At 63.7% G+C, this 15814-nt stretch carries 12 protein-coding genes and 1 tRNA gene; 5 read left to right on the top strand and 8 right to left on the bottom strand.

The features are described 5' to 3' along the window. Positions 1 to 9: 9 nt before the first annotated feature. Positions 10 to 1005 (bottom strand): substrate-binding domain-containing protein, encoded by a 996-nt coding sequence (locus tag U0S50_RS10375; RefSeq protein WP_322308694.1) that lies wholly within the window; start codon positions 1003 to 1005, stop codon positions 10 to 12. A 127-nt stretch (positions 1006 to 1132) separates the two neighbouring features. Between U0S50_RS10375 and U0S50_RS10370 the strand changes: the two genes are divergently transcribed. Next, the gene (locus U0S50_RS10370; RefSeq protein WP_322308693.1) at positions 1133 to 4486 is read left to right on the top strand and encodes a PAS domain-containing hybrid sensor histidine kinase/response regulator; all 3354 of its coding nucleotides are present in this window, start codon (positions 1133 to 1135) and stop codon (positions 4484 to 4486) included. Here the strand turns inward: U0S50_RS10370 and U0S50_RS10365 are convergent. Continuing rightward, positions 4460 to 5104, bottom strand: coding sequence for a response regulator transcription factor (locus tag U0S50_RS10365; RefSeq protein WP_322308692.1), 645 nt, complete (start codon positions 5102 to 5104; stop codon positions 4460 to 4462). The two genes, U0S50_RS10370 and U0S50_RS10365, sit on opposite strands and share 27 nt — an antisense overlap. Further along, complete coding sequence (acs, locus tag U0S50_RS10360) at positions 5101 to 7050, bottom strand: acetate--CoA ligase (protein ID WP_322308691.1); 1950 nt, start codon at positions 7048 to 7050, stop codon at positions 5101 to 5103. Before acs ends, U0S50_RS10365 begins: the two co-directional genes overlap by 4 nt. Positions 7051 to 7228: 178 nt before the next feature. On the opposite strand from acs, the gene U0S50_RS10355 reads away from it, so the two are divergent. The 3 genes from U0S50_RS10355 to U0S50_RS10345 all read left to right on the top strand — a co-directional run bounded on the left by U0S50_RS10355 (position 7229) and on the right by U0S50_RS10345 (position 10898). Then, entirely contained in the window at positions 7229 to 8572 is a 1344-nt protein-coding gene (locus tag U0S50_RS10355; protein ID WP_322308690.1) for a DcaP family trimeric outer membrane transporter, read from the top strand. Positions 8573 to 8592: 20 nt separating this feature from the next. Continuing rightward, a complete protein-coding gene (locus U0S50_RS10350) occupies positions 8593 to 10260 on the top strand; it encodes an MFS transporter (protein ID WP_322308689.1) in 1668 nt (555 codons plus the stop codon). A gap of 128 nt (positions 10261 to 10388) precedes the next feature. Next, complete coding sequence (locus tag U0S50_RS10345) at positions 10389 to 10898, top strand: GNAT family N-acetyltransferase (RefSeq protein WP_322308688.1); 510 nt, start codon at positions 10389 to 10391, stop codon at positions 10896 to 10898. Positions 10899 to 10947: 49 nt separating this feature from the next. Here U0S50_RS10345 and phnE read toward each other — a convergent pair whose 3' ends face one another. The 3 genes from phnE to U0S50_RS10330 all read right to left on the bottom strand — a co-directional run bounded on the left by phnE (position 10948) and on the right by U0S50_RS10330 (position 13632). Next, positions 10948 to 11877 carry a phosphonate ABC transporter, permease protein PhnE gene (gene phnE / locus U0S50_RS10340; RefSeq protein WP_322308687.1) on the bottom strand — a complete coding sequence of 310 codons (930 nt, stop codon included), beginning with the start codon at positions 11875 to 11877 and terminating at the stop codon, positions 10948 to 10950. Positions 11878 to 11941: 64 nt separating this feature from the next. Then, positions 11942 to 12691 carry a phosphonate ABC transporter ATP-binding protein gene (locus tag U0S50_RS10335; protein ID WP_322308686.1) on the bottom strand — a complete coding sequence of 250 codons (750 nt, stop codon included), beginning with the start codon at positions 12689 to 12691 and terminating at the stop codon, positions 11942 to 11944. After that, entirely contained in the window at positions 12688 to 13632 is a 945-nt protein-coding gene (locus U0S50_RS10330; protein ID WP_322308685.1) for a phosphate/phosphite/phosphonate ABC transporter substrate-binding protein, read from the bottom strand. The genes U0S50_RS10335 and U0S50_RS10330 overlap by 4 nt, the downstream gene beginning before the upstream one ends. Before the next feature lie 167 nt (positions 13633 to 13799). On the opposite strand from U0S50_RS10330, the gene U0S50_RS10325 reads away from it, so the two are divergent. Beyond that, on the top strand, positions 13800 to 14606 hold the full coding sequence (locus tag U0S50_RS10325; RefSeq protein WP_322308684.1) for an HAD-IIA family hydrolase: 807 nt from the start codon (positions 13800 to 13802) through the stop codon (positions 14604 to 14606). Here the strand turns inward: U0S50_RS10325 and U0S50_RS10320 are convergent. Both U0S50_RS10320 and U0S50_RS10315 read right to left on the bottom strand, forming a co-directional pair. Continuing rightward, positions 14593 to 15426, bottom strand: a complete 834-nt coding sequence (locus U0S50_RS10320) for a MurR/RpiR family transcriptional regulator (RefSeq protein ID WP_322308724.1) — start codon at positions 15424 to 15426, stop codon at positions 14593 to 14595. The two genes, U0S50_RS10325 and U0S50_RS10320, sit on opposite strands and share 14 nt — an antisense overlap. A 284-nt stretch (positions 15427 to 15710) precedes the next feature. Then, positions 15711 to 15784 (bottom strand) — tRNA-Gln (locus U0S50_RS10315). Positions 15785 to 15814: the final 30 nt, after the last annotated feature.

Below are 15814 nucleotides of genomic sequence, written 5' to 3'. Positions count from 1 at the left end.
CAACTTCGATCAGCTTTCGCGGAGGATCAGATCCACTGCCATGGCATGCGATTCGGACGCCCGCCCCGCGACAAGCTCCAACACCTTGGCCGCCAACAATTCACCGCCAGCCGCCCAATTTTGACGGATTGTGGTGAGCTTGGGGGTAAAGATTGCCGCCCCCGGTGAATCGTCGAACCCGATCACCGACACATCACCCGGGACATTGCGCCCCGCCGCTTGCAACGCCTCTATCGCCCCCATCGCGATCGCATCGCTGGCGGCAAAGACGCCATCAAAGTCGCTGCCACGCGCCAAAAGCGCGGCAACCGCCGCGCGCCCCGCCGCAACGGTAAAGGTCGCGGTCAGCCGGTCGACAATGACGGCATCCGATCCCGCAAGCCCCGCCTCGAAACCGGCGAGCCGGTCCTCCGCCTCGCCATGTTCGGCGTCGCCCAGGAACAACAGCCTGCGCCGCCCGGCCGCAAGCAGATGAGCCGCGGCCAATCGCCCTCCCTCATGATTGTCACTACCCACAACGACACGCTCGGGCGGCCCATGCGCGGCCCCCCAAACCACATAGGGCAATCCCGTCTGAGCAATGGCGCCCGCCGCATCGTCATGGACGCCCTGACCCAGCAGGATGACCCCATCGACCGACGGCGGATGCTGAAGAAACAACTCCAAAGTGGTCAGCACCATATTCTGCCCCGCCCCGGTCAATATCTGCATGATCCCACCGAGCAGGGAGAGCGGATAGGGCTCGCTCATCAACCGATCGTGCGACGGCGCCATTTCGATCACCACCGCGATCGTCCGGCTGCGTTGCTGTCGCAGATTCCGGGCCGACACATTCAGCCGATAGCCCATGCGTTCGGCGGTCTCGCGGATCAGCCGCCGCGTGCTTTCCTTGACCGTCGTGCTGTCGGACAGTGCGCGCGACACCGTAATCTTCGCGACGCCCAGTTCACGCGCCACATCGGCCATGGTCGGACGCGCAGCGCCGGATCCGGTTTCCTTTTCCATAGCCGCCCTTTAACGCGCCGCTTCCCCTGTTCACAACCCGTCATGCTGTACCTGCCGGGGCGCGGGATATTGCCAAAGCATCACCCCTCGCTAGGACAGGAACGCAAGGAAGGGAGAGCGTGGTGCGATGAGTCTGCAAGCTGCGGCGCTGCTCGCCCTGACCCTGATCCTGATACTGTTCGTCGTTGCGGCGCTGGTCGAGGCGCGCGGCGTCAGCATCGCCCGCCGCCCCGCCATACGCCACTATGCCTACACGCTGGCGCTCGGCGTCTATTGCACCAGCTGGACCTTCTACGGCGCGGTGGGCAGCACCGTGCGCGACGGATGGAGCTACCTGCCCATCTATGCCGCGCCGATACTGCTGTTGATCGCCGCCCCTCGCCTGTTGCGCCGCTTGGCTCAAGCGGTGGCAGAGGAACAGGCGAAGACGGTTTCCGACTTCATCGCGGCCCGCTTCGGCCACGACATCGTCGTGGCACGGCTCGTGACGGTCATCGCGCTGCTTGGCACCATCCCTTATATTGCCTTGCAACTCCGTTCGATCGGCGCGGCATTGTCGATCGTGTCGGGGTCCGACGTCGCGGTACAGGCCATGCTGACCGCCGCACCGCTTTTGGCGCTGTTCGCGATTCTGTTCGGCGCCCGCCGCTTCGAACTCGCCGGCCGCAGCGAAGGGCTGCTTTTCGCAATCGCACTCGAATCGGCGATCAAGCTCTTGGCGCTGGTCGCGGTCGCCGGACTGGCGCTGTTCGTCATTACCCGCGCTCCGACAGCCGACCTCGCCGAGGGGTTGGCGGCGCTCGGCGAGCGTTTCGATCCGGCTCGCCTGTCGCTCGACGTCGGCATCATCTTTCTGATCGCGATGACAGCGATCGTTTCGCTTCCCCGCCAATTCTACATGGGCCTGGTCGAGGCGCGCGGGCCCGACGATCTGGTCAGGGCACGCGGCGGGCTCGCGCTCTATCTCGCCGCGATGGCCGTGCTGGTCCTGCCGATTGCGCTGGCTGGCCTCACCATTTTCGGCCCCGGCGTCGCCCCGGATCTTTACGTTCTCGAACTTCCCGCCGCAGAGGGACAGGGACTAATTCTCGCCGCGGCGTTGCTCGGCGGGGTAAGCGCCGCGGCATCGATGGCGATCGTCGATTCGACGGCGCTGGCGACCATGGTGTCGAACGACCTGCTGTTCCCGACGCTGATCCGCAAACAGTCCGCGACCCGCCCCGGCGCCATCGGCCGGCGGATGCTGGCGGTGCGGCGACTGTCGATCCTCGTCATCATGGCACTCGGGCTGCTGTGGGCGCTATTGGTGTCGGCCCAGGATTCGCTCGCCTCGATCGGCCTGATCGCCTTTGCCGCGATGGCCCAGTTTACCCCTCACCTTCTTCTCGCCGCGACGGGCACCGGCCGCGATCCGCTCGCCGCGCGCGCCAGCCTGTCCGCCGGACTGCTGCTGTGGCTCTATACGCTCGCCTTGCCGCCGGTGATGCCGACGGGTTGGCTCGATGCCCTGTCGGGGACACCGCTCGACCCGTTGCGGCTGTTCGGCATCGGAAACGCCGCGCCGCTGTCGCATGGCGTGATCTGGAGTGTCGGGATCAATCTGGCCATCTATGCCGCCATCGCGGCTCGAAAGGTACAGACACCTCCGCTGCCGCGCCTGGTTCGCGCCGAAAGGCCGATCACCAATTTGGGCGATCTGGCCCAATTGACCGGAAGCTTCATCGGCGAGGAGCAGGCCGAACGCGCCTTTCCTGTCGCCGGGCGCGCATTGCCGGTCGATCGCGCGGCGGCGCGCCGCGCACGCGAGCTGATCGCCCAGGTGGTCGGCGCCTCATCGGCCCGCGCGCTCGTCGCCTCGGCGCTCGCCGGCGGCAAGCTCAGCCTGCCCGAGGTCACGCGCCTGCTCGACGAAGGCGGTCAGAGCCTGCGCTTCTCGCGCCGTCTGCTGGCCTCGACCTTCGAAAATGTCGGCGCGGGAATCAGCGTCGTCGATGCCGAACTGAACCTCGTCGCCTGGAACAGTCGCTATCTGGAACTCTTCCGTTACCCGCCAGGGCTTGTTCGCGTCGGCGTCCCGATCGCCGAGTTGATCCGCCACAATGCGATCGAGGGCGATTTCGGCCCCGGCGACATCGAGCATCATGTCGAAAAGCGGCTGGAGCATCTGCGGCGCGGGCAGGAACATAGCGTCGAGCGTCACCGCAACGACGGCCGGGTGATCAAGATCGTCGGCGGGCCGATGCCCGGCGGCGGTTATGTCATGTCCTTCACGGACATCAGCGAGGAAGCCCGTGTTCGCGAGGAACTGCGCCGCACGCTTGACGAACTGGAACAGCGGGTCGCCGACCGGACACGCGAACTCAGCGACGCCAACCGCCGCCTCGCGCGGGCCGATCAGGACAAGACACGCTTCCTCGCTGCGGCGAGCCACGATCTGTTGCAGCCCTTGCACGCTGCGCGCCTGTTCACCGCCGCGCTCGGTCGTGACGTCTCGGGCCCACAGAATGAACTGGTCGCACGGGTTGAAAGCGCGATTGTCGCGGCCGAGGATCTGCTGCGATCGCTGCTCGACATCAGCCGCATCGACGCTGGCGGCGTAACCCCGGAAACCAGCCCGATCGCGCTGGCCCCCTTCCTTGCCGATCTGGCCGCCACCTTTCGGCCGATGGCGGAGGCACGGGGCCTCGCCATGCGGACCGGACCGCTGCGCGGCACGATCGAAAGCGACCCCGGGTTGCTGCGATCGGTTATGCAGAACTTCCTCAGCAATGCCGTTCGCTATACGGCACGCGGCGGGGTTCTGATCGGTGTCCGGCGACGCGGCGATCATTGGCGTATCGACATCGTCGACACCGGGGTCGGCATCGCCGAAACGCGGATCGAGGAGATATTCTCCGAATTTGTGCGGCTTGGCGAAGTCGAGGTTGAAGGACTGGGGCTTGGGCTCGCGCTGGTTCGCCGTATTGTGCGCCTGCTCGGCGGACGAATCGAAGTCCGGTCGGCGCCAGGCAGGGGCAGCCGGTTCAGCCTCTATCTGCCGGCCGGCGACGACGACGCGGCACAGGCAGCGGTTACGCCGCCCATATCCTCCGCAACGGCGATTGACAGCCGCCGCCTGCGCCTGCTGTCGATCGACAATGACGAACGAATCGTCGAAGCCAGCCGCCTGCTGCTTGAACGCCTGGGACACGAGGCGCTGGGCGCGCGCAACATCGCCGAAGCCCTCGCCGTGACGGGACCGCTCGACGCCGCACTCGTCGACTATCAACTCGACGCGGGCGAGAACGGCCTCGACCTGATCGACGCCTTGCGCCGGATGCGTCCCGGCCTGCCCGTGTTGCTGGTGACGGCTGAGAATGATGCAAGGATGCGCGCCCGCGCCGCCCGGATGGGTGTCGATATCCTGCCAAAGCCGGCCGCGCCGGATGCGATCAACGCCTTCCTGGCCGCCGTATCAATGCGACAGATCGAGCCCGAGTGAACGCGCGACCAATGCCGCCTGCGTGCGGTTTCGCACGTCCAGCTTGCGCATGATTGCGGTCATGTGCGCCTTCACCGTCGCCTCGCTGATCCCAAGATTATGGGCGATCTGCTTGTTGAGCTGACCATCGAGCACCGCGAGCAGCACCTTGAGCTGGGTCGGGGTCAACCCCGCGACCGTTTCGCGGATGGCATCGACACCGGCATCGCCCGCCTCCCCGACGGCCATCGCTGCGCGCCGCGACGGCGCCCCGCCCAGCGCACCTGCGATCGCCGCCTCGATGGCGTCGAGGTCGCTGCCCTTGTGCAGAAAGCCAATGGCGCCAAAGGCGCGCGCCTCGTCCGCCGCGGCCGCGCCCTCTGCGCTCGACACGACCAGAATCGGGACGGTGGGGCATTCGGCGTGCAGCAACGCGATGCCCGAATAACCGACCGCGCCTGGCATTTTCAGGTCCAGCAGGATCAGCCGGAGATCCTCTGCGCCCGCCGCGGCAGAGGCAGCAGCGGCCAGCGTTCCCGCCTCGACGATCCGCACGGCGGGCAGGGCGCGGCCAACGGCGAGGCGCAAGGCCTGACGGAACAGCGGATGGTCATCCGCGATCAGGATGCTGCCGGTCACGCCTCCGCCGGATATGGCCGGTTGGCTAGCAGATGATCGACCACCGACGGATCGGCCAGCGTTGACGTGTCGCCAAGGTTGCTCACATCATTCTCCCCGATCTTGCGCAGGATGCGGCGCATGATCTTGCCCGATCGCGTCTTGGGCAGCGAAGGTGCGAACTGGATGACGTCGGGGGTCGCGATCGGACCGATTTCGTGACGCACCCATTGGACCAGTTCCTTGCGCAGCGCCTCGTCGGGGTCGACTTCGGCATTGGTGGTCACAAAGGCATAGATGCCCTGCCCCTTGATGTCATGCGGCATCCCGACCACCGCCGCTTCGGCGACCTTGACGTGCGCGACCAAAGCGCTTTCGATTTCGGCGGTGCCCATACGGTGTCCCGACACATTGATGACGTCGTCGATCCGGCCGGTGATCCAATAATAGCCGTCGGCGTCGCGGCGACAACCATCTCCGGTGAAATATCGCCCCGGGAAAGTCGTGAAATAGGTCTGGAAAAACCGTTCATGGTCGCCCCATACGGTGCGCATCTGCCCCGGCCAGCTATCGGTGATGACCAGGCATCCGTCGCCCGCTCCCTTGATCTCGACGCCGTCATTATCGACCAGCGCAGGCTGGACACCGAAAAAGGGCCGACTGGCCGATCCGGGTTTCATCGGCGTCGCGCCCGGGAGCGGGGTGATCATCGCTCCCCCTGTTTCGGTCTGCCACCAGGTATCGACGATGGGGCAACGCCCGTCACCGACGACCTTGTGATACCATTCCCAAGCCTCCGGGTTGATCGGTTCCCCCACACTCCCCAGCAGACGCAGCGTCTTGCGGCTTGTCCGCTTCACCCAATCGTCGCCCTCGCGCATCAACGCGCGCAGCGCGGTCGGCGCACCATAGAATATCTCCACCCCGAATTTGTCGACGACCTGCCAGAAACGCGACGCATCGGGAAAGTTCGGCACCCCTTCGAACATCACGGTCGTCGCGCCGTTCATCAGCGGACCATAGACGACATAGCTATGCCCCGTGACCCAGCCGATGTCGGCGGCGCACCAGTAAATCTGGCCCGGCCGATAATCGAAGACATATTGGTGCGTGACGGCAGTCCACACGGCATATCCGCCGGTGGTGTGAAGCACGCCCTTGGGTTTTCCCGTCGATCCCGATGTGTAGAGGATGAACAGCGGATCTTCCGCCTTCATTTCCTCGGCCGGGCAATCGCCGCTCTGTCCGGCGACCGCTTCATGCCAATCGATATCGCGGCCCGCCACCATCGGCACATCGGCACCAGTGCGACGAAGCATGATGACCGTTTCGACGCCAGGACAATGGGCCAGTGCGGCATCGACATTGGCTTTCAACGGCACGCGCCTGCCGCCCCGCAACCCCTCGTCGGCGGTCAGGACGATGCGGCTGTCGCAATCGACGATGCGCCCCGCGAGGGCGTCAGGCGAAAAGCCCGCAAAGACGATCGAATGAATCGCGCCGATCCGCGTACAGGCGAGCATCGCGACAGCCGCCTCGGGCACCATGGGCAGATAGAGGGTCACGCGGTCGCCGCGTCCGATCCCCCTCGCCTTGAGCAGATTGGCAAAGCGGCAAACATCCCCATGCAGTTCGCGATAGCTGATTGCGCGGTGCGGTTCGTCCGGATCGTCGGCTTCCCAAAGGATCGCGGTCGCATCGCCACGTTCGGCAAGATGGCGGTCAAGGGCGTTGACCGACAGGTTCAACGTGCCATCCGCGAACCAGGATATCCCGAAATCTGCCTCGGCGAAGCTCGTGTCCTTGACGCGGGTAAAGGGCTGCATCCAATCGATCCGCTGCGCCTGTTCACGCCAGAAACCCTCGGGGTCCTCGACCGACTGGCGGTACATGGCATTATAGTTGGCTTCGTCGACCAGCGCACCGGCCGCCCATTCGGCGGGAACCGGGTAAACCAATTCTCCCATCGCTTCCTCCTGTTGACCGGAAAGGACTTTGGGGACGGCGCCTAGCGCATTTTCCTGCCGCCGCGATGCTAGACAAAAGTCGTAGATATACGACCATGGTCCGGATAGTCGCCGTCCGCACCTCGCATCAATCTGTCCCCAAGCCCGAGATCAAACATCGGGAAGCGGGAGACATCCGATGCATAGGCAGAAAAAGACCCTGTCGGGACTGCTGCTGGCGGCGACGGCTCTGGCGTCGCCGGGCGTGGCCCAGGCACAATCCACAACGCGCGAAGCCGAGCTCGAAGCAAGGCTCGCCAGGCTGGAAGCCGAAATGCAGCAACTGCGCGGGGACCTCGCCAGCGCGCGCAGCACCCCGACGGACACATCGACTTCAACCCCGGCGGCACCGGCCGACGGCTTTCGTTCGGGCGCGACAACGATCAAGCTCGGCGGCTTCATCAAGCTGGTCGCGTCGAACAGCCGTTTCAGCGATGGCGAAGTCGCGACCAACTCGCTGGGTCGCGACTTCCATCTGCCGCAGTCGATCCCGACCGGTGGCGGCTCCGCCAGTCGGGTTCAGGATTTCAGCGCGAAGCAATCGCGCTTCTGGCTCAATCTATCGAGCGATGTCGCGGGGCATGCGGTAAAGGCCTATGTCGAAACGGACTTTCAGACCTCACCGGGAACGCAGGGGTCGCAGCGCACGACCAACGGATATAATCTCGCGCTGCGCCGCGCCTTTGTACAGGTCGACCGCTTCACGTTCGGCCAGGACTGGACGACCTTCCAATATGTCGGCGCCTTGCCCGAAAGTACCGATTTCGTCGGCGCGACCGAAGGAACGGTGTTCGTCCGTCAGCCGCTTGTCCGCTATTCGGCGCCGCTCGGCGGGGGGCTTACGCTGCACGCCGCGGTCGAGAATGCCGAATCGGGAACGGCCACCCTCGGCGTTCCGGCGCTGGTTGAAAATGGCGACGACGCCATGCCCGATTTCACCGCCCGCCTCGCCTATTCGGGAACCGTCGGCGAACTGTCGCTGGCAGCGCTGGCGCGCGAGGTGCGCGTCGACAATGGCGGCGCAAAAGCCCACAATTTCGGATGGGGCGCCAGCGCGGCGGGGAAAATTTTCCTGACCGCCGACAAGTCGAGCGACGTGCGCTTCATGGCGACCTATGGCCGCAATGCCGGGCGCTATGTCGGGCTCAACTTTGCGCCCGATTCGATCTTCGTCCCGGCCACGGGTGCCTTGGCCGACGTTCGCCTGTTCGCTGCGTTCGCCGCGGTGCGGCTTGCGGTCGCACCACAGCTGCGGCTCAACGTGATCGGCAGCTATCAGGATGTCGATTATGACGACGCATTGCCGGCGGCCAGCCTGACCGCCTTCAATCGCAAGGCGTGGAGCGCCGCTGCCAACCTCTTCTGGTCGCCGGTCAAGAACATCGATCTCGGCTTTGAATATCGCCACGGGGTGCGCGAACTGGTCGGCGGCGCCAAGGGGCAACTCGACCGCTTTGAATTTGCCGCGAAATATAGTTTCTAGAACGAAAAGGGAGAGGAATCATGGCAACAGCATATGATCATCTGCCCAAGCATCATGAGGCGACACAGAGCGAAAAGCTCGTCATCACCGCCTCATCGCTGGGCACGGTTTTCGAATGGTACGATTTTTACCTCTATGGCCTGTTGGCCACGATCATTTCGGCGCAGTTCTTCTCGGGCGTCAATGAAACCACCGGCTTCATCTTCGCGCTCGCGGCTTTTGCTGCGGGTTTTGCGGTGCGTCCCTTCGGCGCGCTGGTCTTTGGGCGGATCGGCGATCTTGTAGGCCGCAAGAACACCTTTCTGGTCACGATGGGGTTGATGGGCCTTTCGACCTTCGTGGTCGGCCTGCTCCCTTCCTATGCCTCGATCGGGGTCGCGGCGCCGATCCTGCTGATCGTCATGCGGCTGGTTCAGGGGCTGGCGCTCGGCGGTGAATATGGCGGCGCCGCAACGTACGTCGCCGAACATGCGCCGAACCACAAACGCGGCCTTTACACCAGTTTCATACAGACGACGGCGACACTCGGTCTTTTCGCCGCACTGCTCGTGGTGATCGGTACCCGCACGCTGATCGGCGAAGAAGCCTTCAAGGATTGGGGTTGGCGCGTCCCCTTCCTCGTGTCGATCATCCTGCTCGCCGTATCGATGTGGATTCGCCTCCAGCTCGCCGAAAGCCCGGTTTTCCAGAAGATGAAGGATGAGGGCAAGACGTCGAAGGCGCCGCTGACCGAAGCCTTTGGCCAGTGGAAGAATATGAAATGGGTGCTCGTCGCGTTGCTCGGCGCGGTCGCGGGCCAGGCAGTGGTCTGGTACACCGGCCAGTTCTACGCGATGTTCTTCCTGGAAAAAATGCTGCTGGTCGACGGGGCGACCACCAACATTCTGATCGCCATCGCGCTGGCGATCGGCACGCCCTTCTTCATCTTTTTCGGCTGGCTGTCGGACAAGATCGGGCGCAAGCCGATCATCATGGTGGGATGTGCGCTTGCGGTGCTGACCTATTTCCCCGCTTTCCATGCGCTCTCGGCGGCGGCGAACCCAGCGCTTGCCCGCGCCGAGGCGTCGGCGCCCGTGTCGGTCGTCACCAACGACGCCGATTGCTCGCTGCAATTCGACCCGGTCGGCAAGAACAAGTTCGACAGCAAGAGCTGCGACATCGCCAAGGCGTTTCTGGCAAAGAATGCGATCAGCTATTCGAACGTGGCAGCCCCGGCTGGCAGCGTCGCGGTGGTCCGGATCGGCGATGCCAGCTTCACCGCACCCGACCCGGCCAAGCTGACGGGCGATGACCGTACGGCGGCAATCGCGGCCTTTCAGGGCGAACTGAAAGGCGCATTGACCGACGCGGGCTATCCGTCAAAGGCCGATCCCGATGCCATCAACAAACCGATGGTGGTCGCGGTCCTGACCTATCTCGTCCTGCTGGTGACGATGGTTTACGGCCCGATCGCGGCAATGCTGGTCGAGCTTTTCCCCAGCCGCATCCGCTACACCTCCATGTCGCTGCCCTATCATATCGGCAACGGCTGGTTTGGCGGCTTTTTGCCTACCACGGCCTTTGCGATGGTCGCGGCGACCGGCGATATCTATTACGGCCTATGGTATCCGATCTTCGTCGCAGGGCTTACCCTGGTTGTCGGCCTGCTGTTCCTGCCCGAAACCTTCCGGCGGAATATCGACGACTAACCACCGCCACGCTCGGGAAGGGCGACACCACCACCGCCCTTCCCGATTTCTTTCGGCTTTGCGCTGGATCAACGCATCGTCCGGACGATGTGGCAAGGAGGCCGGGTTCATTCCAGAAAGGCTCTTCCATGGAAACGACCCTCCTCCTTCCCACCCGTTCCGGCATCGACCTTCTGGTCCGTCCGGCAAGCGAACAGGATGCCGCCGCGCTGACCGACTTTTTCGACCGGGTCAGCGATCAGGATCGCCGCTTTCGCTTCTTTTCGGCTGGCGCGCATATCAATCCCCGGCAGCTCGAACCGCTGATCCACGCCGACCATTATCGAAGCGAGAGCTTCCTTGGTTTTGACGCTGCCAATGAGCAACTCGTCGCTTCGGGATTGCTCGCCTGCGATGCCGACATGGATACCGCAGAGATCGCCGTGTCGGTCCGCAGCGACTATCGCGGCCGCGGTGTCGGCTGGGCGCTGCTTGATTTCGTCAGCCAGGAAGCCGCGCGCCGCGGCGTTCGCCGCGCCATTGCGATCGAGGCACGCGAGAACCACGCCGCGATCGAGCTGGAACGCGAAAAGGGCTTCCTTCCAGAACCCTTCGACGGCGATCCCACGCTGGTCATTCTGGCGAAATATTTTCGGTAGCGACCAGGCTTTGGGCCGAGGGCCGCCGGCCAAACCGCGCGGCTCTCGTTCATAGCAGGCGTCGGCGCAAGCGCGCCGACAACAATTCGAGCAGCAGCACCGACACAACGATGATCAGGATGATGGTCGCGACGTGATGATATTCATACATGTCATAGCGCCCTTTCAATTCCTGACCGATGCCCCCCGCGCCGACCAGGCCGATCATGGTCGCCATCCGAAAGTTCCGATCGAGCAGATACACGGTATAGGCGACGAACTGGGGCAGCACCTGGGGCAGAATCGCGTAACGGAACAACAGCAGGCGGTTCGCGCCGATTGCACGTAACGCCTCCTGCGGCCCCGATGGCGCATTCTCCATATCCTCGGCATAGAATTTTCCGAGAAACCCGGTGCCGTGCAGTGCCAGCGCCAGCACTCCGGCCGCCGGACCGAAACCGAAGACCAGAACCATCAGCAGGGCGCCGATCAGTTCCGGTATCGCGCGCAATATGCTGAGCATCCCGCGAACCAACCAGCGCACGGCGCCGTGATCCATGGTCGGTTTTGCGGCCAGAAGCGCCATGGGCAACGACAGGACGGCGGCGATCAGGGTCGCCCACACCGCTATTTCGAGCGTTTCGAGCGCCTTGATGAGCAGTTGTCTCAGATAGCCATAGCGTTCGACCAGAACGACCCGCCGTTCGGCGGTGCGAACCGGCTTCAGGCTTTGCGGATCGATCCGTTCGCTGACGGTTTCGCGCGTTTCGAGATGGCTGAACAGCGGCAATCGTTCCGGATCGAAATTCTGGATGCGATCGACGGGTGTCACCACGGACAGCTGGATCGGAATCATCGACCGGCCGATGCGGTCCGCGACGTCCAGCATGTGCGAATCATCCGCCAACCCCGCCAAGGCCAGCGCAGCCTGCCCGCTCTCGGCCGCGATCCGGTCGACCTCGACGCGCTTGCCCGTCCAAGCGAGCAAGACGATGATCAAACCGATCCAGAGCCAATCGCGTCGGCGAAGGCCGGTCCGAATCGCGGTGTCACGGCGCCTCGTTTCAGGCAACGGGCGAAACTCCGGACCCTCGATACAGGGTTTCGATGTCGGAGGCCGAAATCGACTGCGGCGCGGCGTCGAGGACGATGCGCCCACCGTTCAGCCCGACAATGCGGTCGGCAAAGGCCCGCGCAAGCTCCACCTGATGCAAGCTACAGACGACCGTGCTGCCCGTGCGGCTGGCCTGATCGCGGATCAGACCGAGGATCTTGATGCTGAGCGCAGGATCAAGACTCGCCACCGGTTCGTCCGCCAGCACCAGGTCCGGCTCCAGCATGAAAGCCCGCGCGATACCGACACGCTGTTGCTGACCGCCCGACAGCGTTTCGGCGCGCCGCCCCAGTTGCTCGCAATCCAGGCCGACCACGCCAGCGAGCGCCAAGGCCCGCTCCCTGCTCGCGCGCGCATGCAATCCCAACAATGCGCGCCAGCGCGGCAGGGCAGGCAGGGCGCCGACCAGCACATTATCGGCGACGCGCAGGCGCGGCGTCAGATTGAAATGCTGGTGAACCATCCCGATGCGCCTTCGTATCCGGCGCATGTTCGCGCGCGTCAAAACCTCTCCGTCGATCCGGATCGCCCCCACATCGGGCGCGATCAGGCCGTTGATCAGGCGGAGCAGGGTTGATTTTCCAGCGCCCGACGGCCCCAGCACGACACAGAATTGGCCGCGCGGAACCGAGAGGTCGATGCTGTCCAGTATCTTTCCGGCGCCATCGAAACGCTTCCCGACACCGCGAAGCTCGATCATCGCCGCGACGCCGCCGCAAGAATCTCGTCGCGCATATCGGGTGTAACGCCGTCGACCATTTCCGCGACCGCATCATAGGCGAGAGGATCGAAGTCGGACCGATAATCGTCGACCGGCTTGCCGCCATATCCCCGTATCAGCGCGGGATCGATCCCGGGCATGTGCGCGATGCCGTCAAAGGCGACGCGCAGCGTCTGCTTGGTTGCATCGTCCAGGCTCCGCCGCATCACGAAGGGCGGGTATGGGATCGGTTGACTGCGGGCGATCACGCGAATGTCGCTTGCCTTCACGACTTTGGACGCAAGTGCCTTGTCCAGGCTGTCGAGCGACAGAGCCGCTACGTCCACCTGTCCCGATATCAGGGCCGCCAGGCTGCTCGCATGACTGCCGATGAGCGCGACCCTCGCCAGGTCGCGCGTCGGGTCGATACCGGCTTTCCGGATCATGTCGATCGGTACGATAAAGGAGGAGGTCGAATTGCTGTCGCCGAAACCGACGCGCTTTCCGCGGAGATCGGCGACCTGCCGGATGGGGGAGGCTGCCCTCACGACCAAGGCGGAATAATAGACCGATTGTCCCCGATCGACGGCGACAGCCAGAAAATCGGTGCATCCGCGCCGCTGCGCCTGAACATAGGTAACGGGGCCGACGAACGCGATATCGGTCTGGCCCGAGCATAGGGCCTCGACGACCGCGCCATAGGATTGGGCGACGGTCAGTTCAAACGTCAACCCGGTGTGGCGCCCCATTGCATCAAAGACCGGAGCGAAATCTGCCCGCGTGCCGCTTTCGGTGCCGCCGTCCGCCGGAATCAAGGCGACTTTGAGCACCCGCGCCCCTGCGTCGGAGGAGGGGCCGCATCCCGCAAGCGTGAGGCACAACCCGAGCAGAAGGCTCGCAAGGGCGGTCATGCCGACACGAAATATGGGAACGTGGCTCACCAGACGTCTCTCACAGTGCAGCCGGGGACGGAGCGGCCCATGGCCATCAGCGGCGGCGGAATGGGTGAGCCGACTGACAGGTGCATATGACAGTTTAATGAACCATTTTCAGCGTCAATACATTACATTGACTTGAAACTGAGAAATATTCAATAAGCCGGCAACACATGCCTTTCTCGTCCAACTCCAAAGCTGTGCCGGAAAACAGCCATCACATCATAGAACGCAGTGCGGCCGTTTTGCTGGACTGGGACGGATGCATCGCGCTCTCCAACCAACTCCTGCCTGGCGCGGTACGGTTCCTGAGGAAATTTCAGGACAGAATAGCGATCGTATCGAACAATTCTACCGAGATGCCTGCACACTTCGCCGCGATGCTGAACGCACAGGGGTGCGACATCATGCCCCGCCGCATTCTGCTCGCGGGGCATGAAACCGTTGTCGAAGCCGCCCATGGCGGCGCGAGGCGAATCCTGTTGCTCGGCAATCCCGCCATGCACCGACACGCCAGCGACATGGGGCTGAAGCCGGTCGAGAACGATCCAGAAATGGTGCTTCTGATGCGCGACACCTGCTTTTCCTACGACCGGCTTCAGCGCGCCCTTCATGCGGTACAAGATGGTGCGCCAATGCTGGTGGCCAACTGCGATCGCACGCATCCCGGCCTCAGCGGACGACCGGTTCCGGAGACAGGCGCTCTGCTTGCGGCATTGCAGGCGTGCGATCCCGATCTGTCGTTCCGCATCGTGGGGAAGCCATCGCCCCATTTGTACCGGCGGGCCTGTCATGAATTGGGGGTGGCGATGGAACGGGCGGTGATGATCGGCGACAATCCCGAGACCGACATGGCGGGCGCGCAGCGGCTCGGCATGGCCGCCCTCCTGCTTGGACCCGGGGGGCATCTTCCCGTCCTGGATGTCCGCGCACCGGCCCAACATCGGCGGGCGGTCGCGCCGCTTATCAGAAGCGTTTGACCGACAGCACGTCGAAGGTCGACTGCAACGCCGCGATCGATCGGTCATAATCCTGGAGTGCAAGCCCGGCGATCAGCGCGTCGACCACACAAAGCTGGGCGATCCGGCTTGTCATCGCTTCGGTCCGAAAACGCGTTTCCCGCGCCATCGTAAAAAGGACATGGTCCGCGTGAGCATGGATCGGCGAGCGGCCATAATTGGTGATCGCAATGGTCGTGGCACCGGCATCCTTGGCAAGCTTGGTGGCCGTAACGGTCTCGTGCGTAGCGCCCGAATGCGAAATGGTCAGCACGGCGACATCCCGCGAGGTGCGCGACGCGCTGATCGCCTGGACGTGACTGTCGGTAATCGCCTTCACATCCAGACCGATTCGCAGCATCCGGTACTGCGCATCTTCCGCGATCGGTGCCGAAGACCCAATGCCATAGATTTCAATACGTTTCGCGCCGTGCAGCGCCGCGACCGCCTGTTCCAGCATGCGATGGTCCAGAACCGACAAGGAATCGCTCAGGGCCTGGATACCCGAATGGAATATCTTGCGGCAGACGGTGGCCATGTCGTCGCCTTCGTCCAGATCCTCGTGGATGAACTGTACGGGCTTTACCGATTCCTGCGCCAGGCCAAGCTTGAGCTGCTGAAAGCCGGAGAGGCCCAGTTTCTTGCAGAAATTGACGACGCTGCCTTCGCTCGAACTCGTCGCCTCGGCGAGATCGGTGACCGACATCTGCATCACGTCCTGCGCATGCTCGATCACATAATCGGCGATCCGGCGCGCGCCCTTCGGCAATCCGGGATGGGCCATACGGATACGGCTCAACACATTCTGCAACGCAAGACCCTCCTTGTCCGCCCTCGTCCGGCCCCATTCCAGATTTTATGAGGAAAACTCAATTCGACAGGCCCTGAATTTCGAGCCTTGATCCGCCTCGGTCAACCGCTTTGATGACACCCCGATGAAATCGGCTTGCCTCGAAAAAGGAAGAATCGCCATCATCGTCCGAACTGAGCGACGGCCGGCAGCCGATGAGCGAAACCGCGCCCAACGATCGCCGAGGCACAAAAAGCCCCGCCCCTTGCGCTCTTGCCGCTGATACTGGTGAATGCTGGATGCCCCGTGAGGATTCGAACCTCAATAGACGGAATCAGAATCCGTAGTCTTACCATTAGACGACGGGGCAATGAGGCGGGCGCAATATGATTACGTCGGC

It is taken from the genome of Sphingopyxis sp., from assembly GCF_034380315.1.
Lineage (GTDB): Bacteria > Pseudomonadota > Alphaproteobacteria > Sphingomonadales > Sphingomonadaceae > Sphingopyxis.
This window is presented reverse-complemented; position numbering and strand designations above follow the sequence as displayed.

Bases quoted from the DNA above. Each gene is read 5' to 3' on its own strand.
- U0S50_RS10355 (WP_322308690.1), top strand. From the start codon at position 7,229: ATGCATAGGCAGAAAAAGACCCTGTCGGGACTGCTGCTGGCGGCGACG.
- U0S50_RS10335 (WP_322308686.1), bottom strand. From the start codon at position 12,691: ATGATCGAGCTTCGCGGTGTCGGGAAGCGTTTCGATGGCGCCGGAAAG.
- U0S50_RS10345 (WP_322308688.1), top strand. From the start codon at position 10,389: ATGGAAACGACCCTCCTCCTTCCCACCCGTTCCGGCATCGACCTTCTG.
- acs (WP_322308691.1), bottom strand. From the start codon at position 7,050: ATGGGAGAATTGGTTTACCCGGTTCCCGCCGAATGGGCGGCCGGTGCG.
- U0S50_RS10350 (WP_322308689.1), top strand. From the start codon at position 8,593: ATGGCAACAGCATATGATCATCTGCCCAAGCATCATGAGGCGACACAG.
- U0S50_RS10375 (WP_322308694.1), bottom strand. From the start codon at position 1,005: ATGGAAAAGGAAACCGGATCCGGCGCTGCGCGTCCGACCATGGCCGAT.
- U0S50_RS10325 (WP_322308684.1), top strand. From the start codon at position 13,800: ATGCCTTTCTCGTCCAACTCCAAAGCTGTGCCGGAAAACAGCCATCAC.
- U0S50_RS10370 (WP_322308693.1), top strand. From the start codon at position 1,133: ATGAGTCTGCAAGCTGCGGCGCTGCTCGCCCTGACCCTGATCCTGATA.